The following is a 20,148-nucleotide window of genomic DNA, read 5'->3' on the forward strand; positions in this document are numbered from 1 at the left end:
ATGACCGCTATCGCCGCGCAAACCTTCTTCCTGATGCCCATCCCGCCGACTCCGAACGGCAGGCTGCACCTGGGGCATATCGCCGGGCCGTACTTGCGCATGGACATGCTGGGGCGCTACCTGCGCAGCCAGGGCCATCGTGTCGACGTGGTCTCGGCGGTCGACGGCTGCGACTCCTATGTGCTGTGGAAGGCCCTGCAAGAGCAGCGCACGCCCGAAGCCGTGGTGCGCGACTATCACGGGCAAATCGCCCATGACCTGCGCGCGCTGGATGTCGAGGTGGATGACTTCCTCGATCTGGTGCAAGGCCCCTATGCGCAGCAGCATGCGCGCAATGCCCAGCGCACGGTGGAGCGCCTGGTGGCGCTCGGGGTGACGCAAAGCGTGGTCGAACGTGTGCTGTATTGCCCGGACACCCGGCGCTACATGGCGGGGGCCTGGCTGCTGGGGCAATGCCCGTATTGCCGGGCGGGGGCGGGCGGCTATTTTTGCGAAGCCTGCGGCGCGCTATTTCGCCCGGAAGCCATGCTTGACCCGCAACCGCGCATGGGCGACAGCCCCCTGCACTGGGTTGAGGTCGAAAGCCTGTTTCTGACCGTCGCCCACCCCGAGCAGTTGCTGCAGCGCATGGCGACCTCCGGTGCGCCGGCGTCGGTCGTCGAGGTGATTGCGCGCTTCCTGGAACGGGAAAACGGCCGGGTGCGGCTGACCGCGCCGGGGGAATGGGGCGTTGCCTGGAGCCCGGACCGCTTCGGCAACCCGCGCGTGTTGTTCGAGTCGGGCTGGGAGTATGCGCTGACCTGCGCCGACCGATCCCAGGAACAGGCGCCCGAACACGGCCATGCCATGCTGCGCAGCAGCGAGGTGACGACGCTGGTCAGTTTTGGCATCGACAACGCGGTGCTGCTGTTGGCCGGCAGTGTCGCGGTGATGGATGCGTTGCAGGATCACCGCTCATTCGATTACGTGTTGACCAATTACTTCTACAACCTGCAAGGCGCGAAGTTTTCCACCAGCCGCCTGCATGTGGTGTGGGCCGCCGATATCGTCGAAAAGACCCCGGCGACCAGCGACGCGGTGCGTTACTTCCTGAGCCGCGAAAGCCCCGAACAGGGCGAAACCAACTTCGCCGTGGAGGAGTTTGTCGAGGTGGTCAATGTGGACCTGGCCGGTGCGCTCGACGGCCGCATCGACCTGGCGCTGGCCGCCCTCGATCACACGCGGCCGCAGTCCATCGACCCGGCACTGTGGCCGGCCCTGGAGCTGGCCGTTACGCGGTTGGGGCAGGCCTTCCGGTTGGACGCGGTGTCGGTGCGCGAAGCCTGGGACGTGCTGCATCAATGGATGCAACGCCCCGACCTGGACGTCACGCAGCCCGCCCACGCCTACCTGTGGCTCAAGGGCATGGCGTACCTGGCCGCGCCGATCATGCCGCGCCTGGCCGAGTACCTGTGGCAGCGCCTGGGGCATGACGGTTTGCCGCTGATCCAGGCGCTGCGCGCTGCCTCGCAGCCACGCCCGCAGACCTCGGCGCGCCCGCGCTTTGCGCCGCTGTCGCCGGCCGCATTGGCGCCGTGCCTGCCGGTCAGCGTGGTGCTTGCCGGGGCCACCAGCGATGCATGAATACGCCGACGTTATCGTGATCGGCGCCGGCACCACCGGCACCGCCGCAGCCTGGCACCTGGCGCGGGCCGGGGCGTCGGTCAGGCTGCTCGATAAAGGCGCGATTGCCAGCGGTTCGTCGGGCGCATCGCCGGGGATCGTGCGGGCTTATTATTCCGACCCCGCCCTCAGCTACCTGGCGACGCAAGGTGTGCGGGCCTATCGCGAGTGGCCGCAGCACTATCCCGGCGCATGCGGCTACCAGCGCACGGGGTTCCTGACCGGTATTGCCGGGCACGCGCAAGCGACCACCCAGGCCAATGTCGCGCGTCTGCGGGCAGCGGGCGCGCCGCTTGAATGGCTCTGCCCCGAGCAGATACGGGAACGGGTGCCGGACCTGTACACCGATGGCCTGGCGGGCGCGGTCTACGAACCGGACGCCGGTTATTGCGACCCGCGTCTTACCGCACGCAGCTTTGCCGCCGGTGCGAGCGCCCTGGGCGCGGTGATCGAAGAGGGCCGGGCGGCGCGGCGGATTGTGCGCCAGGCCGGCCGCGTCATCGGCGTGCAGACCGACTGCGGGTTTATCGCCAGCAGCCATGTGATCAACGCCGCCGGGCCGTGGGCCGCCGCACTGGCCGCCGAGTGCGGCGCGCCGCTGCCGATTCACGCCACACGGCAATGCGTGGGCATTCTCGAGGTCTGCGGCGCGGATAAGCCGATGCCGGGCTACTGCGACCGCGACGTCGGCTTCTACCTGCGCCCGGATCGCCCCGGCAGCTACGTGATCGGCGCGCTGGGCGGCGCCGAAGGGGCGCCCATCGACCCGGATGCCTTCGACGGCACCTTCAGCGACACTCAGGTGTTGGCCTACCGTGACCGCGCCGCGCAACGCGTGCAACGTTTACTGGGCGCACAGCCGATCGGGCGCCGCGTGTCGTTCTTCGATGACACGCCGGACGGTAATCCGCTGCTCGGCCCGGACCCGCGCGTGCCGGGGTTGATGGTCGCGGCAGGGTTGAGCGGGCATGGTTTCAAGTTCGCGCCGCTGTTCGGACAGGCGATTGCGCAGTGGGTGTTGACGGGGGAGATGTCGGCGGCGATGGCGCCGTTTGCGCTGCAGCGGTTGGTCGGGTAACGGTAATTCAGTAAATTGTGTGGTTGCGCGGGCCGCGATGCAATCTGGCCCCGGGCAACGTCTACTCCTCCATCGGCCTGATCAACGCGGCCGAGTAAGCCTCAACGCAAAACACCCCGGAAAGCCGGGGTGTTTCGCAACGGGTTAACCTATTGAGGCTTTACCAGAGCGCCAAGGTGTAATCGATGTTCACCCGCAGTTCGTTGTCATCGCGAAACGAAGCGGTAGGGGCGAAGTCATTGCGGTACCAGGCATGGCGCAAGCGGAACGCGACGTTTTTGAAGGTGCCGCTCTGCACCACGTAAGACAGCTCTATGTCTTTTTCGCTCTCGTTGCGATCACTGCCACCCAATGCACTCGGTAGTTCGATATGGCTGGCGTCCAGATACCGCAGCATGCCCTTGAGCCCGGGAACCGCCAGGGCGGCGAAGTCATAGTCGTAGCGGACCTGCCAGGTGCGTTCCTTGGGGTTGAGGAACTCGCTGCTCAAGGCGCCTTCACTGACCACCATCGGTTCTGAACCGGCGATGTAGGGCATTGCCGTGTCACCGCTCAGTTGCATGTAACCGAGCCCGAGGCTGTGGGCGCCCAGGCTGTAGGTGCTCATCACGCCGAAGGTGCGGTTGTCGACCTTGCCCGCTTTGGCGGGGCCGTCCTCGCCGCTGATGTGGTAGCGCACATCGGTTTTCACCCGCCCCGGGCCCAGTGGGCGATTGTCGATAAACCCGACGAAGTCCTGGCGATAAATGTCCGCAAGTTCCGCATGGTAGTACTTGAGTGTGAGAGCGTCGGACCATTTGTAGTCGCCGCCGGCAAAGCTGAAGCTGTCCGATTCGGCCGCACCGTTGAAGCGCCGGTTGGGCGAGGCCAGGGTGATCTTCTGGTAGTTGGTCGAATCGCGCTGGTTCATGCGGTCGAGCCAGCCGGCATTGAGCGTCAGGTTGTCGATGTCCTGGGACTTGAGCTGGGCGCCGCGAAAGGTCTGTGGCAGCAGGCGCGCCGGGCTGGCAAACAGGATGGGCAGGTTCGGCGCGAGCGTGCCGCCCTGCAGTTCGGTTTTCGATACCTTGACCTTGCCGGTCAGCCCCAGTTCTGAATAGCTGTCGTTCGGCTGGCGAGTGACCGGGTTGTACGACAGCAGGCCGGTGCCGGTGCGATCGGGGCTGGAGTCGAGTTTCAAGCCGAGCAGGCCTTGGGCATCCAGGCCAAACCCCACGGTGCCAGGGGTATAACCGGAAGTGAAGCGCAGGATGAAGCCCTGCGCCCATTCACGGGTGGCCGATTGCGCCGAGTCGCCTTTGTAGTCGCGGTCGAAGTAGTAGTTGCGTGAGGTCAGCGTGGCCTTGCTGTCTTCGATAAAACCCTGGGCCAGCAGCGCGGGGCTGATGCTGCACAGCGTACCGAGGGCGAGGGTGGTGTGAACCCGTTTCAGAGTACTCATGGACGTTGCCTTTTTATTATTGTTGTCGGGGTTATTCAGGGGCATGCAAGAGGACCCACTGCTGATCCTGCACCGTCACCAGTGCGCGAGCGCGCTGGTCGTGGCCGAAGTGGTCGGTGGCGCTCAGGTTGTACACGCCGTGGGTGCCGACCACGTTGCGGGTCTGCTCAAGCTGGTCGCGCAGTTGCTCGCGAAACGCTGGCGTGCCCGGTGTGCTGCCTTTGAGCGCGGCCGGCACGGCGGCCTCCACCAGGCGCATGGCGTCGTACAGGTAGGCGCCGAATGGCGACAGGCTGTTGGCACCGTACTGGGCCTGGTAATCCTGCGCGTATTGGCTGGCGATGGCTTTGGACGGGTGGCTGGCGGGCAGTTTGTCCCATACCACCACGGGGCCCACGGGCAGGATCGCGCCGTTCAAGGCTTTGTCGCCGATGCGCAGGAACGCGCTGTTGGCCGCACCATGGGTGTGGTAAATGGTGCCCTTGTAACCCAGGCGCCGCAGTTCGGTGTGGGGCAGGGCCGCGGGTGTGCCGGTGGCGCCGATCAATACCGCATCGGGCTTGCTGCTCATGACCTTCAGGGCCTGGCCGCTGACCGATGAGTCGGTGCGGTTGAAGCGCTCGTCTCGCACCAATTGGATGCCTGCCGCCGGCGCCATCTCGCTCAGCACTTTGTGCCAGTCTTCGCCCCACACATCGTTGTAGCCGATATACGCCAGGGTTTTTACGCCGGCTTTTTGCATGTGCTCGATCAGCGCCTCAGCCATCAAGGTGTTGGTCTGGGCGACGGTGAAGATCCAGGTCTGTTCGCCACTTGCCGGGGCGAATGGGGCCAGGGCGATCTGCGCGGTCTTGCTCTCCTTGGCGATTTGCGCCACGGCCGCCGAGGTGGGCACGGTGGTGGAGCCGATCAACAGGTCGACACGGTTTTCGCTCACCAGTTTGCGCGCGTTCTTGGCGGCGGCCGTGCTGTCGCTGCCGTCGTCCAGTACCACGTATTTCACCGCCTGGCCGGCAATTTCCTTGGGCAACAGGGCCACGGTATTGCGCTCGGGAATACCCAGCGAGGCACCGGGGCCGGTGGTGGAGAGAATCACGCCGACGGTCATGTCCGCCTGTGCGGCGGCAGACAGTGAGGCCAGCAACAGCAAGGGAAAAATCGATCTCATACACGCTCCTGATATTTTTTTTATGGTGTGGCAAAGGCTGTGGCAGGGCGCTACGTGCCGGTAGCGCTGGTGACCTCCATGGCGGCTCGGGTGGGCGGGCGGCCCAGGTAGATTTCGGCCACCTGGGGGTTGTTGGCCAAGGCTTGGGCGCTGCCTTCAAGCACGATTTCCCCGACTTCGAGCACGTAGCCGTAGTCGGAAATCTTCAGCGCGGCGCGGGCGTTTTGCTCGACCAGCAGGATCGACACGCCGCTCTGGCGCAGGGTCTCGAAGATCGTGAAGATTTCGCCGATCACCCGCGGGGCCAGGCCCAGGCTGGGTTCGTCGAGCATCAGCAAGCGCGGCTTGGCCATCAGTGCGCGGCCGATGGCAAGCATCTGGCGTTCGCCGCCCGACAGGGTGCAGGCCGGCTGACTGCGCCGTTCGTACATGCGCGGGAACAGGCCGAAAACTTCGTCGAGGGTCTTCTGGTGGTCGCGAAAGCCACGCCGATGACGGCTGAAGGCGCCCAGGCGCAGGTTGTCCTCGACGCTCATCAGGCCGAACAGTTCGCGGCTTTCCGGCACCAGCGCCATGCCCTTGTCGATGCGCTGGGCGACGTCGTGGTGCGCCAGCAGCGGCTGGCCGGCGTAACTCACCTGGCCCTGTGCTGGCAGCAGGCCGATCAGCGCCGCCATCAAGGTGGTCTTGCCGGCGCCGTTGGGGCCGATCAGGCTGACGATCTGGCCTTCCTCCAGGCACAGGTTGAGTTGGCGTACCGCTTCGACCTTGCCGTGGCTGATCGTCAGGTTGCGTACATCCAGCAGGCGACTCATTCGACACCTCCAAGGTAGGCGGCAAGCACCGCAGGGTTTTGCTGTATCTGCAGCGGCGTGCCACCGGCCAGGCGCTGGCCGAATTCCATCACCACGATCTGGTCGGCCAGGCCCATGACGAACTCCATGTCGTGCTCCACCAGCAGCACGCCGAGGCCTTCGCTGCGCAGTTGTTCGAGCAGGTGGGCGAGTGCCTGCTTTTCGCCATGGCGCAGTCCGGCGGCGGGTTCGTCGAGCAACAGCAATAGGGGATCGCTGCACAGCGCTCGGGCAATTTCGACGATGCGCTGCTGGCCCAACGGCAGGCTGCCGGCGGGGGTGTGCAGGGCGGCGCCCAGGCCCACGCGTTCGATCTGGCGCCGGGCTTCGGCCAGCAGGGCGGCTTCCTCTTCGCGCTCCAGATGCAGCATCGAGCGCAGCAGCCCGGCTTTGCCCCGGGCATGGGCGCCGAGGGCGACGTTTTCCAGGACGCTCATGTCCGGCAACAAACGCACGTGCTGGAAGGTGCGGCTGACGCCCAGTCGGGCGATGGCACGCGGCGACAGGCCGTCGATGCGCTGGCCGAGAAAAACGATCTGGCCGGCATTGGGCGCCAGCACCCCGGACAACAGATTGAACAGGGTCGACTTGCCGGCGCCGTTGGGACCGATCAGCGCGGTGATTTCGGCGCCATTGACGGTCAAGCCCATGTCCTTGTTGGCCACCAGTCCGCCAAACTGCTTGAGCAGACCTTCTGCGACCATCAACGGCTGCCCGTTGGCGGGCATCGTCCGGCGGGGCAGCGCATGGGCCGGGTGCTCGGGCAGCGGACGGGGTTGTGCCCTCGGGAACAGGCCGCTCAGTAATGGCAACAGGCCGCCACGGGCGTATTGCAGGACCAGGATCACCAGCACGCCGAAGAAAATCATCTCGACGTTGTCGGCGTGTCCGAACAGCTGTGGCAGTACGTCTTGCAGCACCTGTTTGATCAGGGTCAGCAGGGCTGCGCCGAGCAGTGCGCCCCAGAGGCTGGCAACGCCGCCGAGCACGATCATGAACAGATACTCGATACCCATCACCACCGAGAACGGCGTGGGATTGACCACACGTTGCAGGTGCGCGTACAGCCAGCCCGACAACGCCGCGAGCAGGGCCGCGATGATGAACACCTGCAAGCGGCTGCGCGCCGTGTCGATGCCCATCGCCTCAGCCATGCCGGCGGAATCCTTGAGGGTGCGGATGGCGCGGCCCTGGCGGCTGTGCAGCAGGTTGTCGAGCAGCCACAGGCTGATCGCCAACAGCAGCCCAATCAGCAGGCTGAAGTCGGCCGGGTCGCGGACCTGCCAGCCGAACAGGCTGATATTCGGCAGGTTTTGCAGGCCGCCGAAGCCGCCCAGCCCGGGCAGGTTGCCGAACAGGTAAAACAGCGCCAGGCCCCAGGCCAGGGTACCGATGGGCAGGTAGTGGCCGGCCAGGCGCAGGGTCAACAGACCCAGGCTGGTGGCAACCCCAAGGGTAATTGCCAGGCCCGCGAGCAAACCGAGCCAGGGCGACAGGCCATATTGGGTGGTCAGCACCGCGCTGGCGTAGGCGCCGATACCGACGAACGCGGCCTGGCCGAACGAGGTCATGCCGCCGATGCCGGTCAGCAGCACCAGGCCCAGGGCGACCAGGCTGTACAGGCCGATGTAATTCAGCAGCGTGACATGGAAGGTCGGCAGCAGCACTGGTGCCAGGCCCGCCAGAAGCAGCAGGGCGAACAGGGGGATCAGTCGACGGATCATCAGTGTTGCTCCTCAAGGTGAGGGTGCTTCAACGAGAGCCACAGCAGTACCGGGATCACCAGGGTGAACACGATCACCTCCTTGTAGGCCGAGGCGCCGAAGTTGGCGAAGCTCTCCAGGACACCGACGAAAAACGCACTGGCCGCGGCAATCGGGTAACTGGCCAGGCCGCCGAAGATCGCAGCGACAAACCCCTTGAGGCTGATCAGAAAGCCCGAGTCGTAGTACAGGGTGGTCAGCGGGCCGATCAGCACGCCGGAAATGGCGCCGATCAACGCCGCCAGGCCGAACGCCGCCTTGCCGGCCAGCTGTGTGGGGATGCCCACCAGTTGCGCGCCCTTGCGATTCAGTGCCGTAGCGCGCAGGGCCTTGCCATACAGGCTGTGGCCGAAGAACGCGTAGAGCAGGCCGATCAGCAGCAGGGCGCTGGCGATCACCAACAGGCTTTGCAGGCCCACCGGCAGCTCACCGAGCATGAACACCGCTTCGGCCAGGGCATCGGTGCGAACCCCTTCTGCGCCGAACATCAGCAAGCTGATACCCACCAGCGTGATGTGTACGGCCACCGATACGATCAGCAGCAACAGCACCGAGGTCTCGGCCACCCGTTGATACACCAGGCGATACAGCAGCGGCCCCAGCGGCGTGACCAGCGCCAGGGTCAGCAGGATCTGCAACACGGCCGGCAAACCGGCCAGCTCGAAGGTGTCCAGCACCACCCACAGCACCGTCGGCAAGCCCAGGTAGCGTGCCAGCAGGCCGGGCACCCGGCGCGATTGACCACGGCGCAACGCGGCGATGCTGTCCAGTGTGCAGGCGGCCAGCGAGCAGCCGAGCAGCAGCCACAGGGTGCCGGGCACCAGCCCCAGTTGCAGGGTGGCCAGGGTCAGGGCGCTGTAGGTGACGAAGTCGCCCTGGCACACCAGGATGGTGCGCGTCACCGAGAACACCAGCACCAGGGCCAGCGCCACCAAGGCATAAATCGCGCCCGTGGTCAGGCCGTCCTGGGCGAGAAACGCCAGTATCGAGATATCCATGAGCGGCCCTCAGCGAGCGGTAGGGAAGGGAGGCGAAGGTGTGCGCCAGCGGGCGCCGGTCAATGCCGTGCCGGGGTGCTGTCGTCGAGAGGGCGAGGTGTCAAGCGCGCAGGGTGTGGCCGTGCGCAGGGGGGCATGCAAGTGCATAGTGAGGTACCCGTTTTCTATTCTTATTGTCGTGTGGATAAGCCTGAGGGAGCGCCATACACAGCTTTAAAATACACATGTGAATGTGTATGTATAGACTACGCGGGAGGGTAGGCGCTTTGTCAATAGGCGCCGCTGTAACGGTTTGTTTAAAGGCGGGTTTCTAATCTATGTTGTTGTTTTTAGATAAAAAAATAAAATAATCTTTTTCATCTGAAAAGTTCAGCACCCAGTGCGCGTGCTGCTTCGTGATCTTGAAAGATACATTTATGTATTTTTATGGATGCCGACGCAGGTCGGCATCCGGGCTCAGGCGGGGAGGGTGCAGGATTCGGGGATCAGGATGCCGGCCATGCGCTGGCTGCGTTCCAGGCGTTGTTGCGGGGTGTCTTCGCTGTGCAGCAATGACAGGCTGATCTGGTAGGCATAGATCAGGTAGGCGCGGTCCTGGGCATCGCCACTGGGCACGCCGGCCTGGATCAGCAAGCCTTCGATGTAGCTCAGGCGGTGGCTGTCGACTTCGTCGATGGCCTGGCGCGCCTGCTTGTCGCGGCGGGCCCAGCCGCGAATGCCCAGCTCGATCGAGGCGGCGTCCTTGGCGGTCTGCCCGTGGGAGGGCAGTTCGAGCAGGCGATGCAGTTGTTGCAGCGGCGAGCTGTGGGCATTGCGCAGGTGCAGAATCACATCTTCGGTGGCGCGTGCGCGCCAGTTGCCGAGGATGCCTTCGAGCAGTTCCCCGCGACTTTTGAAGTGGTAGTAGAAGCTGCCACGGGTGATCTTCAATTCCTTGGCCAGGGTGTCGACCCGCACAGCGTCGACGCCGCTGGTAACCAGGACTTCCTGTGCCGCATGAATCCAATCTTCCCGCGTGAGGTTGGTGCGTGATGACATTGTCTAGGGGCCTTGTCCAACAAGCTGGATAAGCGCCAGGGCACAGCAGCGTTCGACGCCCGCCTTGGCAGCGAGCCGCCATTCTAACGCCCGGCGCAACGACGAAGCTATTGCCAGCGCACCGACTGTGGCCCGCGCATGGGGGCTGCGTGTGCTCGGATTCTAGAGTACATATGTGTAGGTTGGCTTTTAGATTATTTGCACAAAGCCACGTTTTTTTAATTGACGCAGGTCAAATCGGTAAATAGCATACAGATACACATCTGTATGTTAAGAATAAGAACCGGAGGCCGACATGAGCGCAAATCCCAAGACTCTGCTTGCAGCAGGGCACCAGACTCACTACCACGAAGCCGGTCAGGGCGAGGCCTTGTTCCTGTTGCATGGTTCGGGCCCCGGTGTATCGGGCTGGGCCAACTGGGCCAATACCGTGCCGGTGTTCGCTGATCGCTGGCGCGTAGTCGTGCCGGACATCGCCGGCTTCGGTTTCACCGAGTTCAAGGACGACGCCAAGTACGACATCAAGCTGTGGGTCAACCATCTGCTCGGCATCATGGATGCCCTGGACATCGAAAAAGCCTCGTTCGTCGGCAATTCGTTTGGCGGCGCGCTGGCCATCGGCCTGGCGGTGTTCGCGCCGGAGCGGGTCAACAAGCTGGTGTTGCTCGGCACCCCGGCCGGTGAGTTCGTGCAGACCCCAGGCTTGCGCGGCGCCTGGGAATACGAGCCATCGCTGGACAACATGCGCGAGCTGATGAAGCTGTTCCCCTATGACGTGTCGCTGATTACCGAGGCGATGGTGCAGGCACGTTACGAAGCCAGTGCGCGCCCTGGTGCCCAGCAGGCGCTACGCAAACTGATCCCGCAGCCGGCTGCCGACGGTCCGACCCTGGTCAAGGGCTTTCCCGCGGCCGCGTTGGCCAAGATCGTCGCGCCGACGCTGGTGGTACACGGCCGTGAAGACCGCGTGGTGCCGCCCGAGTGCGGGCTGCTGATCGCCAACAGCATTCCCGATGCCGACCTGCACCTGTTCGGGCGCTGCGGGCACTGGGTGCAGAGCGAGCAGCCGCGCCGCTTTGCCGCGCTGGTCCGCGATTTCCTCAGCGAGTAGGCCGGTATGAGCAGAAACGTTATGGAGCGTGCGCTCTGGCAGTTGTGCGTCGAGCGTGTCGCCAAGGAGCGCTTTCGGCAGGACGCGGTCGGGTTCCTCGGGCGTTTTGCCCTGGAGGAGGCCGAGGTCCGCATGATCGTCGAGTTCGATGTTGCCGGGCTGCAGGCGGCCGGGGTCAACCCGATGCTGACCATGGGCTTCTGGCAGGAGCTTGCCCCTGACCGCAACATGAGCCTCTACAAACAGCGCCTGGGCGCTACCGACGAACACAGCGCGGGATTTTCCGCCGCGCTCAAGGGGTGAACCGATGGGCAAGATAGTAGGCGGCTTCTGGATGCCGCATGACCCGGTAATGTTCGTGGCACCCGATGCGCCGCCGTTGGCGCAACGTGAGGCGGTATGGGCTGCATACGAAGCCTGCGCCGAACGCCTGGCGGCCTTGCAGCCGACCTCGGTGATCATCGTCGGTTGCGACCATTACATTCTGTTCGGCACCCATTGCCTGCCGCGCTATGTGATCGGCACCGGCGATGTGGATGGCCCCATCGATCGCCTGCCGGGCCTGGAACGTGGCGCGGTGCGCAACCATCAAGCGTTGGCCGCGCACATTGTCGAACACGGCGATGGGCAGGGCGTGGACTGGACCGTGGCGCGCAGTTTTACCGTCGACCATTCCTTTTCCATTCCGCACCAACTGGTGGTCAAGCCGGCCGAGGCCTTGCTCGGGCGTGAGTTGCCGAGCATTCCGGTGTACCTGGCGTGCGGCGTTGACCCGTACATCTCGCTCCAGCGTTCGGCCGACCTCGGTCGGCAGCTGCGGGCGGCCGTCGAAGCGTTCGATGCCGACGAGCGTGTGGTGATTATCGGCAGTGGCGGTATCAGCCACTGGGTCGGCACCGCCGAGATGGGCCGGGTGGCCGAAGACTTCGATCGCGAGATTCTCGCCCTCGGCGTCAATGGCGACCTGCAAGCGCTGTGCGCCTACAGCGACGAAGAGATCCTGCGTCGGGCCGGCAACGGCGCGATGGAAATCCGTAACTTCGCCTGCGCCCTGGCCGCCATCGAGCGCCCGCAGGGCGAAGTGATTGCCTATGAAGCCGTACCCGCCTGGGTCACCGGGCTGGGCTTTGTGCAACTGAGTGTGAGGGCCGAGCATGAGCCGTGTATTACTTTGCCAACGTGATGAGCTGGTGCCAGGGGAGCTGAAGAAGGTTGCCCACCGCGAGGGTGACGCCATCTGCGTCTACAACCTGGGGGGCACGTTCTACGCCACCACCGACATGTGTACCCACGCCACCGCTTCGCTGGCCGAGGGCGACCTGGAAGACGACCTGATCACCTGCCCGGTCCACTGGGGCCAGTTCCATGTGCCCAGCGGCAAGGCGGTGACGTTTCCCTGCGAGCGCCACTTGCGCACCTACAAGGTCATCGTCACCGACCGCGAGGTGTTCGCCGACATCGCCCTGGAGGCTGACGAGGCGCTGGCCGCCGCCAACAGCCCGGTGTGACCGGGCCGCTGTCCAACCGTATTCCTGTGAGTCTGAACCATGGATAACAACAAACACATACCGCTCAGAACCATTGAAAGCACGCCCGCCCTGGGCAACCTCGACCGTATCTGCGACATGGAGGAAGGGCGCCTGTCCGGCAAGGTCTTCTGGGACCCGGCGATCTACGAGCAGGAGCTGGAGAAAATCTTCGCGCGCTGCTGGCTGTTCGTCGCACACGAGTCCCAGCTGCCCAAGTCCGGCGACTACCTGACCACCTCGATGGGTGAAGACGAAGTGCTGGTGGTGCGCCAGAAGGACGCCTCGATCAAGGTCTTCCTCAATGCCTGCCCGCACCGTGGCAACAAGGTGTGCTTTGCCGAGGCCGGCAACGCCCGCGGTTTTATCTGCAACTACCATGGCTGGTCGTTCGGTGCCGATGGCGGCCGGCTGATGGGCATGCACGAGTCCAAATGCTACGAAGAAAGCCAGTTCGACAAGTCCAGGCACGGCCTGCGCGAGGCGCGTGTCGCCAGCTATAAAGGCCTGGTTTTCGCCACGTTTGCCAGCGATGCGCCGACCCTGGAGGAATACCTCGGGCCGATGACCTGGTACATGGACGTGATGCTCGACATGGATGAAGGCGGCAGCGAGTTTCTCGGTGGTTGCATCCGCTCCACCATTGAGTGCAACTGGAAGATCGCCGCCGAGAACTTCGTCGGTGACATCCTGCACGGCGGCTGGACCCACGATTCGGCGGCCAAGGCCATGCTCGGCGGGCCGGTGGCGAATGTCGGCGAGTTGCCCGAGTCGTACTCGGTGAACTGGAATGGCCACGGCTATGAGTTCGCCACCGACGTGGTCGGCAACGCCGCGACCCTGGGCGAGAAAGACATCAACAAATACCTGCACGTGCTGCGTCCCAAGGTGGCGGACCGCCTCGGCGAATTCCGCTCGCGGCTGATCGGGGCGATTTCCTCGTTCACCGTGTTCCCCAACTTTTCCTTTCTGCCGGGGCAAAACACCGTTCGCATCTGGCAGCCGCGCGGCCCGCACAAGATCGAGCTGTTCACCTGGGTGATCGTCAACAAAAACGCCCCGCAGGAGATCAAGGACAAATGGCGGCGCGGCGCGATGATGACGTTCTCGCCCACCGGGGTGTTCGAGATGGACGACGGCGAGAACTGGGAGTACTGCACCAAGAGCAGCCGTGGCGTGGTCACGCGTTATCAGGACCTGTACGTCGGCCTGGGCATGCACACCCGTCTCGAAAACAGCGAGTTGCCCGGCAATGTGTTCAAGGGCCAGCTCAACGAATGTAATGCGCGGGCGTTCTATCAGCGCTGGAAGGACCTGCTGCAGGCACCGACCTGGGCCGATGTTCCGGACCGCAACGGCACGCTGCGCTGAGGGGGCCAGATGACACACGAACAACAGGACAGCCTCGTTTCAGTCGAGGAAACCCGCCGCGTCGAACAGTTCCTGCTGCGCGAAGCGCGCCTGCTTGACGGCGAATGCTGGGACGCGTGGCTGCACGGTCTCAGCGAAGCCATCCACTACTGGATGCCGGGCATCGAGAACCGGCGCCGCGAGGACAAATCCGGGCCCTATCGCCTGGAACACATGGCCTTCTTCGATGACGGCATGCGCGAACTCAAGCGCCGCGTGGCACGCTTCAAGCAGCCGTCGGCCTGGGCCGAGAACCCGCCGACGCGCAACGTTCACCTGATCAGCAACATCGAAGTGTATGCCGGCCCGGCGCCGGGCGAATACCTGGCCTACTCGTGCTTTATCAACGTGCGCAGCCGCGGCCTGGACGAGCATCACCAGATTGCCGGCCGGCGCGAGGATGTACTGCGCCTGGAGGCCGACGGCCTCAAGTTGCTCAAGCGCAAGATCCTGATCCCTAACGCGATGTTGCTGTGCAAGAACATCAACACCTTCCTCTGAGGGCTGGCATATGGCTTGGTTAAAAGGGCAGGTGGCATTGGTCACCGGCGGTACCGGCGGGATTGGCAGCGCCATCGTCCGTCGTTACGTGGCCGAGGGCGCGCGCGTCGCGGTCATGGGCCGCGATGCGGCGCAACTGGCCGCGTTGGCTGACACGCTTGGCGACGCGGTCATCACGATTGAGGGGGATGTGTCGCGGTATCAGGACAATCAGCGTGCAGTGGCGGCGACCCTTGAGGCGTTTGGTAGGCTTGACACCTTCGTCGGCAACGCTGCCGTGTTCGATTATTTCACGCGCCTGGACCGTATTGCCCCGGAAGAGTTCGAGGGCGCCTTCCAGAAACTCTTCGCCACCAACGTGCAGGGTTATCTGCTGGGCGCGCAAGCCTCGATCGAGGCACTGCGCGAAACCCGGGGCAGCATGATCTTTACCCTCTCCAACAGTGCCTTTTATGCCGGCGGCGGTGGCATTCTCTACGTCACCGCCAAGCATGCGTTGGTGGGCATGATTCGCCAGCTGGCTTACGAGCTGGCGCCGGACATCCGCGTCAACGGCGTGGCTCCGGGGGCGACCAACACGCCGATGAAAAGCCTGGAAGGCTTGAACAGCCGCAGTGTGCCGCTGAACCAGATCCCGGGCTTCGAAGCCGGTGCGGCGCAGGCGGTGCCGTTGCAACGGATTGCCGAGCCCGAAGACCACACCGGGCACTACGTGCTGTTGGCCTCGCGGGAAAATTCCGGCCTGACCACGGCGAACATCATCCACAGCGATGGCGGCTGGGAGATCCGCAGTGCCGGTGCAGCCAAGCCGCGCAAGGCCTGAGCCAGGCCGACGCCTTGATAACTAGAATAAGAGAGATGCGTGATGACAAGAACAAGCCTGAGTGCACCGCAACAGCAACTCCTGAACCTGTTTGCCGGGCTCAACCTCCCGGTCCTCGCGGCGCCGATGTTCCTGGTGTCGGGGCCGGGCCTGGTGGCTGCCTGCTGCCAGGCCGGCATCGTCGGCAGCCTTCCGGCGCCCAATGCGCGAACGGTCGAGCAATTGCAGGAATGGCTGGAGCAGATCAGCCGCGAGCGTGAGCTGGCGCAGCAACGCGGCGAGCAGTGGGCGCCATGGATGCTCAACATGATCGTACACAGCACCTACGACCGCTTCGACGCCGAGCTCGAGTTGGTGCGCCGTTATCAGCCGCCTATCGTGTCCACCGCCCTGGGTAGCCCCAAGCGCGTCCTTGAAACCGTACACGCTTATGGCGGCGTGGTGATCGCCGACGTGATCAGCCCGGCACTGGCGCGCAAGGCGGTGGCCGCTGGCGTCGATGGCCTGGTCCTGGTGTGCAACGGGGCGGGCGGGCATACCGGCAGCTACAACCCGTTCGCCTTCGTCGCCGAAGTGCGCCAGTTCTGGGACGGCCCTCTGGGCTTGGCCGGGGCGATTTCCAACGGCCGCGACATCCATGCGGCGCAGGTATTGGGCTGCGATTTCTCGCTGGTCGGAACCCGTCTGATTGCCGCCCATGAAAGCCTGGTGGAAGCCGCCTACCGCGACATGTTGGTGGCCTGCTCGCTGGATGACGTGACCACCACCAAGGCGGTCAGCGGCGTGCTTGCCAACTGGATGCGGCCGTCGCTGGAAAAGGCCGGTATCGACCCCAGCGCCGAAAACCGCGCCAGCATCGACTTTTCCGGTGACATCTCCACTGCCAACAAAGCCTGGAAACACGTGTGGTCGGCCGGCCAGGGCGTAGGCCAGATCACCGGCACCTACAGCGTGGCGCAACTGGTGGACGAGTTGCACCAGGGTTATCGCGAAAGCCGCGCACGTCAGTTGTGAGCCATCCAGAACCGTTCAGGAGCAACCCCATGCCCCACGAAAACCTTCAGGCCGCCGCCGCTGCGCTGGCCCTGGCGCGGTCGAGCCGCAGCCCTTGCCCACGCATTTCCGAGCGTTTCGACATCCAGTCGTTGCACGACGCCTACGCCGTGCAAGAGATCAACACCCAGGCCGCCCTGGCTGCCGGTCGGCGCCTGAGCGGGCGCAAGATCGGCCTGACGTCCCTGGCGGTACAGCAGCAGTTGGGCGTCGATCAGCCCGATTTCGGCATGCTGTTCGCCGACATGGAATACCGCGATGGCGAGACCATCGACAGCACCCGGCTGATCCAGCCCAAGGTCGAGGGCGAAATTGCCTTCGTCCTGGGGCGCGATCTCCCTCACCCCGATACGACCCTGGGCGAATTGCTGCGCGCCGTCGACCATGTGCTGCCGGCCCTGGAAATCGTCGACTCGGCGATCGAGGACTGGAAGATCACCCTGGTCGATACCGTGGCCGACAACGCTTCATCGGGCCTCTACGTGCTGGGCAAGACCCCTGTCAGCCTGCGCGGCCTGGACCTGGCGCTCGAAGGCATGCTGCTGGAGAAGAACGCGGCCCAGGCGGCCATCGGCGTGGGGGCCGCGTGCATGGGCAACCCACTCGACGCTGCGCTGTGGCTGGCGCGCACCATGGCCCTGACCGGGCGCCCGTTGCAGGCGGGCGACGTGCTGTTGTCGGGCGCGCTCGGGCCCATGGTGCCGGTGGTGGCGGGCGACGGCGTGCGCTTGCGCCTCACCCGCCTGGGTGAAGTGAGCTGTCGTTTCGGCTGAGGCCGGCAGGCAACAACCCTGCTACCGGGCTGACGACCCGGTGGCGATTACAACAATAAAACGAGTGAGCAGCGGGCTGATGGCCTGCCGTATTCACGAGGGCGTGCAATGTACGATTTTTTCAATGATCCGACCCAATTGGCCCCTGCCAAGGTGCTGTATGAGGCACGAGCCGACGGCAGCTTCGTGCTGAGTTCCCCCGAACCCCTGCAGCCCTATGCGCGCTGTATCGGGCAGTGGCTCGAACACTGGGCCGTGCAGACACCGCAGCGTGCCTACCTGGCCGAGCGGCGCGGCGCCGGCTGGTTCAGCCTGAACTATGCCCAGGTGCGCCAGCGCGTGGGGGCATTGGCCCAGGGCTTGCTCGAGCTGGATCTGCCGGCCGGGCGCCCGCTGCTGATGCTCTCGGAAAACGATCTGGACCAGGCGCTGTTGACCTTGGCGGCGCTGCACGTGGGCATCCCGGTGTCGACGATTTCCGTGGCGTACTCGCGCAACACCGGCAGCGGGTGCAGCAAACTCAAGGCGATTGTCGAGGTGCTCAAGCCGGCGCTGATTTTCGTCAACGACGGCGATGCCTATTGCCGTGCCATCGAGTTGGTCAACCCGGATTGCCCGGTGGTGGCGGCGCGCAACGCCCAGGAAATTCGCGGAGCGCTGGCCTTGCCGCTGTTGTACAAGGCCGAAAGCCCAGCGGTGATGCAAGCGTTTGCACGGCTCGACGGCGACACCCCGGCGCGCTACCTGATGACCTCCGGTTCGACCGGTGCGCCCAAGGCGGTGGTCAATACCCACGGCATGCTCTGCGCCAACCAGCAGGCGATTGCCCAGTGCTGGCGCTTTCTTGAACACGAAGAACTGGTGGTGCTCGACTGGTTGCCCTGGAGCCACGTGTTCGGCGCCAACCACAACTTCAACCTGGTACTGCGCAACGGCGGCACCTTGTACATCGATGACGGTCTGCCGTTGCCGGGGCAAATCGACCGCACCGTGGAAAACCTCAAGTCGGTGCGACCCACCCTGTACTTCAACGTGCCGCGCGGCTACGAGGTCTTGCTGCCGTACCTCGAGCGCGACGAAGTACTGGCGCGCGCCTTGTTCGGGCGCCTGCGCATGCTGTTCTACGCCGCTGCCGCGCTGCCCCAGAGCAGTTGGGGGCGGCTGGCGGCGTGTGCCACCAAGGTCCGCGACACCCCGCTATTCTTTGCCACCGAGTGGGGCTCGACCGAGACGTCGCCGGTGGTCACCAACGTGCATTTCGCCGCCGACAAGGCCGGCATCATCGGCCTGCCGGTACCGGGCACGCAGCTCAAGTTCGTGCCCTGCGGCGACAAGCTGGAGATGCGCGTGCGCGGGCCGTCGGTGTTCCCGCGCTACCTGAAGGACCCGGTCAGCAGCCTGGCCGCGTTCGATGAGGAGGGCTTCTACCGCATTGGCGACGCGGGGCGCTTGGTCGACCCGCAGCGGCCGGAGTTGGGGGTGCAGTTTGACGGTCGGGTGACTGAAGACTTCAAACTCAGCAGCGGCACCTGGGTATCGGTGGGCACCCTGCGTCCACGCCTGGTCAGTGCCTTGGCGCCTTACGTCAGCGATTGCGTGATCTGTGGGCATGATCGCGACGTGATCGGTGCGCTGATCTACCCGAGCCCGGCCCTGCGCGATCTGCTCGGTGCTGCCGGACAACAGATGAGCGGCGCACAACTGGCGATGCAGTCCGAGGTGCGCCTGGCCTTGTGTTCGGGGCTGCTGGCGCTGGCCAAGGAATTCCCGGCGTCGTCCCAGCATGCCATGCGCCTGGTGATTCTCGATTCGCCGCCCAGCCTCAACGACGGCGAAATCACCGACAAAGGCTACATCAACCAGCGCATGGCGCTGAGCCTGCGCGCCGAGGCCGTGACGCGGCTGTACGCCGACAGCCTCGAGCCCAGCGTCATCCTCCTCGCTGAAGTCTACGGAGAAGCCGTATGAACCCTGCAAAACTCAAAGTCGCCATCATCGGTTCCGGCAACATCGGCACCGACCTGATGATCAAGATCCTGCGCAACGCCAAACACCTGGAAATGGCGGTCATGGTCGGCATCGACCCGGCCTCCGACGGCCTCGCCCGCGCCCAGCGCATGGGCGTGGCCACTACCCACGAAGGCGTCGAAGGCCTGACCCGCATGGACGTGTTCCAGCACATCGATTTCGTCTTCGATGCCACCTCGGCCGGCGCGCATGTGCAGAACGATGCGTTCCTGCGCACGATCAAGCCCGGCATCCGCCTGATCGACCTGACGCCGGCAGCCATCGGCCCGTACTGCGTGCCGGTGGTGAACCTGGAGCAGAACCTCGATCAGCTCAACGTCAACATGGTCACCTGCGGCGGCCAGGCGACTATCCCGATGGTCGCCGCGGTGTCGCGCGTGGCCAAGGTGCATTACGCCGAGATCGTCGCCTCGATCGCGAGTAAATCCGCCGGCCCCGGCACCCGCGCCAACATCGACGAATTCACCGAGACCACGTCCAAGGCCATCGAAGTCATCGGCGGCGCGGCCAAGGGCAAGGCGATCATCGTGATGAACCCGGCCGAGCCGCCGTTGATCATGCGCGACACGGTGTTCGTGCTGTCCGAAGCGGCGGACCAGGCGCTGGTCGAAGCGTCCATCGTCGAAATGGCGGCGGCCGTGCAGGCTTATGTGCCGGGCTATCGCCTCAAGCAAAACGTGCAATTCGACGTGATCCCGGCAGATGCGCCGTTGAACATCCCCGGCCTGGGCAAATTCTCCGGCCTGAAAACCTCGGTGTTCCTCGAAGTCGAAGGCGCCGCCCATTACCTGCCGGCCTACGCTGGCAACCTCGACATCATGACCTCCGCAGCCTTGGCCACCGCCGAGCGCATGGCGCAGTCGATGCAACAGGCCTGAGGAGAGCGACATGAACGGTAAGAAAATCTACATCTCCGACGTG

General features: G+C 64.6%; 19 protein-coding genes. 13 read left to right on the forward strand and 6 right to left on the reverse strand.

Translation table 11 applies throughout. The features are described 5' to 3' along the window. Both INT12_RS26500 and INT12_RS26505 read left to right on the forward strand, forming a co-directional pair. Complete coding sequence (locus tag INT12_RS26500) at positions 1-1,623, forward strand: methionine--tRNA ligase (protein WP_193059081.1); 1,623 nt, start codon at positions 1-3, stop codon at positions 1,621-1,623. Continuing rightward, complete coding sequence (locus INT12_RS26505; protein ID WP_193040704.1) at positions 1,616-2,740, forward strand: NAD(P)/FAD-dependent oxidoreductase; 1,125 nt, start codon at positions 1,616-1,618, stop codon at positions 2,738-2,740. Before INT12_RS26500 ends, INT12_RS26505 begins: the two co-directional genes overlap by 8 nt. A 160-nt stretch (positions 2,741-2,900) precedes the next feature. Here INT12_RS26505 and INT12_RS26510 read toward each other — a convergent pair whose 3' ends face one another. The 6 genes from INT12_RS26510 to INT12_RS26535 all read right to left on the reverse strand — a co-directional run bounded on the left by INT12_RS26510 (position 2,901) and on the right by INT12_RS26535 (position 10,002). Continuing rightward, on the reverse strand, positions 2,901-4,181 hold the full coding sequence (locus INT12_RS26510; protein WP_193040703.1) for an OprD family porin: 1,281 nt from the start codon (positions 4,179-4,181) through the stop codon (positions 2,901-2,903). 31 nt (positions 4,182-4,212) lie between these two features. Further along, positions 4,213-5,349, reverse strand: coding sequence for an ABC transporter substrate-binding protein (locus tag INT12_RS26515; protein ID WP_046486463.1), 1,137 nt, complete (start codon positions 5,347-5,349; stop codon positions 4,213-4,215). Between the two features lie 50 nt (positions 5,350-5,399). Then, positions 5,400-6,155: an ABC transporter ATP-binding protein gene (locus INT12_RS26520; protein ID WP_226926318.1), complete on the reverse strand. Its 756-nt coding sequence runs from the start codon at positions 6,153-6,155 to the stop codon at positions 5,400-5,402. 5 nt (positions 6,156-6,160) lie between these two features. Beyond that, the gene (locus INT12_RS26525) at positions 6,161-7,927 is read right to left on the reverse strand and encodes an ABC transporter permease subunit (protein ID WP_193040702.1); all 1,767 of its coding nucleotides are present in this window, start codon (positions 7,925-7,927) and stop codon (positions 6,161-6,163) included. Continuing rightward, positions 7,927-8,964 carry a branched-chain amino acid ABC transporter permease gene (locus tag INT12_RS26530; protein WP_102618766.1) on the reverse strand — a complete coding sequence of 346 codons (1,038 nt, stop codon included), beginning with the start codon at positions 8,962-8,964 and terminating at the stop codon, positions 7,927-7,929. The genes INT12_RS26525 and INT12_RS26530 overlap by 1 nt, the downstream gene beginning before the upstream one ends. Positions 8,965-9,420: 456 nt before the next feature. Next, entirely contained in the window at positions 9,421-10,002 is a 582-nt protein-coding gene (locus INT12_RS26535) for a TetR/AcrR family transcriptional regulator (protein ID WP_017847303.1), read from the reverse strand. Positions 10,003-10,297: 295 nt separating this feature from the next. On the opposite strand from INT12_RS26535, the gene INT12_RS26540 reads away from it, so the two are divergent. From INT12_RS26540 to INT12_RS26590, 11 genes are all read left to right on the forward strand, one after another. Beyond that, positions 10,298-11,113: an alpha/beta fold hydrolase gene (locus tag INT12_RS26540; protein WP_017847304.1), complete on the forward strand. Its 816-nt coding sequence runs from the start codon at positions 10,298-10,300 to the stop codon at positions 11,111-11,113. Positions 11,114-11,119: 6 nt separating this feature from the next. After that, positions 11,120-11,416: an extradiol ring-cleavage dioxygenase gene (locus tag INT12_RS26545; RefSeq protein WP_032804499.1), complete on the forward strand. Its 297-nt coding sequence runs from the start codon at positions 11,120-11,122 to the stop codon at positions 11,414-11,416. 4 nt (positions 11,417-11,420) lie between these two features. Beyond that, a complete protein-coding gene (locus INT12_RS26550; protein WP_046383254.1) occupies positions 11,421-12,296 on the forward strand; it encodes a protocatechuate 3,4-dioxygenase in 876 nt (291 codons plus the stop codon). Then, positions 12,268-12,621, forward strand: a complete 354-nt coding sequence (locus INT12_RS26555) for a non-heme iron oxygenase ferredoxin subunit (protein ID WP_193040700.1) — start codon at positions 12,268-12,270, stop codon at positions 12,619-12,621. The genes INT12_RS26550 and INT12_RS26555 overlap by 29 nt, the downstream gene beginning before the upstream one ends. 39 nt (positions 12,622-12,660) lie before the next feature. Next, positions 12,661-14,010: an SRPBCC family protein gene (locus tag INT12_RS26560; RefSeq protein ID WP_057005521.1), complete on the forward strand. Its 1,350-nt coding sequence runs from the start codon at positions 12,661-12,663 to the stop codon at positions 14,008-14,010. A 9-nt stretch (positions 14,011-14,019) separates the two neighbouring features. Then, complete coding sequence (locus tag INT12_RS26565; protein WP_017847309.1) at positions 14,020-14,550, forward strand: 3-phenylpropionate/cinnamic acid dioxygenase subunit beta; 531 nt, start codon at positions 14,020-14,022, stop codon at positions 14,548-14,550. 10 nt (positions 14,551-14,560) lie between these two features. After that, positions 14,561-15,373, forward strand: coding sequence for a 3-(cis-5,6-dihydroxycyclohexa-1,3-dien-1-yl)propanoate dehydrogenase (hcaB, locus tag INT12_RS26570; RefSeq protein WP_017847310.1), 813 nt, complete (start codon positions 14,561-14,563; stop codon positions 15,371-15,373). A 42-nt stretch (positions 15,374-15,415) separates the two neighbouring features. Then, positions 15,416-16,387, forward strand: a complete 972-nt coding sequence (locus INT12_RS26575) for an NAD(P)H-dependent flavin oxidoreductase (protein WP_126589493.1) — start codon at positions 15,416-15,418, stop codon at positions 16,385-16,387. 29 nt (positions 16,388-16,416) lie between these two features. After that, entirely contained in the window at positions 16,417-17,199 is a 783-nt protein-coding gene (locus INT12_RS26580; protein ID WP_193059082.1) for a 2-keto-4-pentenoate hydratase, read from the forward strand. Positions 17,200-17,307: 108 nt separating this feature from the next. After that, positions 17,308-19,167 carry a feruloyl-CoA synthase gene (locus INT12_RS26585; RefSeq protein WP_193040699.1) on the forward strand — a complete coding sequence of 620 codons (1,860 nt, stop codon included), beginning with the start codon at positions 17,308-17,310 and terminating at the stop codon, positions 19,165-19,167. Next, on the forward strand, positions 19,164-20,105 hold the full coding sequence (locus INT12_RS26590) for an acetaldehyde dehydrogenase (acetylating) (RefSeq protein WP_193059083.1): 942 nt from the start codon (positions 19,164-19,166) through the stop codon (positions 20,103-20,105). Before INT12_RS26585 ends, INT12_RS26590 begins: the two co-directional genes overlap by 4 nt. The last annotated feature ends 43 nt before the right edge of the window (positions 20,106-20,148 follow it).

Source organism: Pseudomonas sp. K8 (assembly GCF_014889455.1).
GTDB lineage: Bacteria > Pseudomonadota > Gammaproteobacteria > Pseudomonadales > Pseudomonadaceae > Aquipseudomonas > Aquipseudomonas veronii.

What these genes read in the sequence shown, in the direction of transcription:
- INT12_RS26580 (WP_193059082.1), top strand. Translation starts at nt 16,417, where the DNA reads ATGCCCCACGAAAACCTTCAGGCCGCCGCCGCTGCGCTGGCCCTGGCG.
- INT12_RS26510 (WP_193040703.1), bottom strand. Translation starts at nt 4,181, where the DNA reads ATGAGTACTCTGAAACGGGTTCACACCACCCTCGCCCTCGGTACGCTG.
- INT12_RS26585 (WP_193040699.1), top strand. Translation starts at nt 17,308, where the DNA reads ATGTACGATTTTTTCAATGATCCGACCCAATTGGCCCCTGCCAAGGTG.
- hcaB (WP_017847310.1), top strand. Translation starts at nt 14,561, where the DNA reads ATGGCTTGGTTAAAAGGGCAGGTGGCATTGGTCACCGGCGGTACCGGC.
- INT12_RS26550 (WP_046383254.1), top strand. Translation starts at nt 11,421, where the DNA reads ATGGGCAAGATAGTAGGCGGCTTCTGGATGCCGCATGACCCGGTAATG.
- INT12_RS26540 (WP_017847304.1), top strand. Translation starts at nt 10,298, where the DNA reads ATGAGCGCAAATCCCAAGACTCTGCTTGCAGCAGGGCACCAGACTCAC.
- INT12_RS26565 (WP_017847309.1), top strand. Translation starts at nt 14,020, where the DNA reads ATGACACACGAACAACAGGACAGCCTCGTTTCAGTCGAGGAAACCCGC.
- INT12_RS26535 (WP_017847303.1), bottom strand. Translation starts at nt 10,002, where the DNA reads ATGTCATCACGCACCAACCTCACGCGGGAAGATTGGATTCATGCGGCA.
- INT12_RS26515 (WP_046486463.1), bottom strand. Translation starts at nt 5,349, where the DNA reads ATGAGATCGATTTTTCCCTTGCTGTTGCTGGCCTCACTGTCTGCCGCC.
- INT12_RS26545 (WP_032804499.1), top strand. Translation starts at nt 11,120, where the DNA reads ATGAGCAGAAACGTTATGGAGCGTGCGCTCTGGCAGTTGTGCGTCGAG.
- INT12_RS26530 (WP_102618766.1), bottom strand. Translation starts at nt 8,964, where the DNA reads ATGGATATCTCGATACTGGCGTTTCTCGCCCAGGACGGCCTGACCACG.
- INT12_RS26555 (WP_193040700.1), top strand. Translation starts at nt 12,268, where the DNA reads ATGAGCCGTGTATTACTTTGCCAACGTGATGAGCTGGTGCCAGGGGAG.
- INT12_RS26575 (WP_126589493.1), top strand. Translation starts at nt 15,416, where the DNA reads ATGACAAGAACAAGCCTGAGTGCACCGCAACAGCAACTCCTGAACCTG.
- INT12_RS26500 (WP_193059081.1), top strand. Translation starts at nt 1, where the DNA reads ATGACCGCTATCGCCGCGCAAACCTTCTTCCTGATGCCCATCCCGCCG.
- INT12_RS26505 (WP_193040704.1), top strand. Translation starts at nt 1,616, where the DNA reads ATGCATGAATACGCCGACGTTATCGTGATCGGCGCCGGCACCACCGGC.
- INT12_RS26560 (WP_057005521.1), top strand. Translation starts at nt 12,661, where the DNA reads ATGGATAACAACAAACACATACCGCTCAGAACCATTGAAAGCACGCCC.
- INT12_RS26525 (WP_193040702.1), bottom strand. Translation starts at nt 7,927, where the DNA reads ATGATCCGTCGACTGATCCCCCTGTTCGCCCTGCTGCTTCTGGCGGGC.
- INT12_RS26590 (WP_193059083.1), top strand. Translation starts at nt 19,164, where the DNA reads ATGAACCCTGCAAAACTCAAAGTCGCCATCATCGGTTCCGGCAACATC.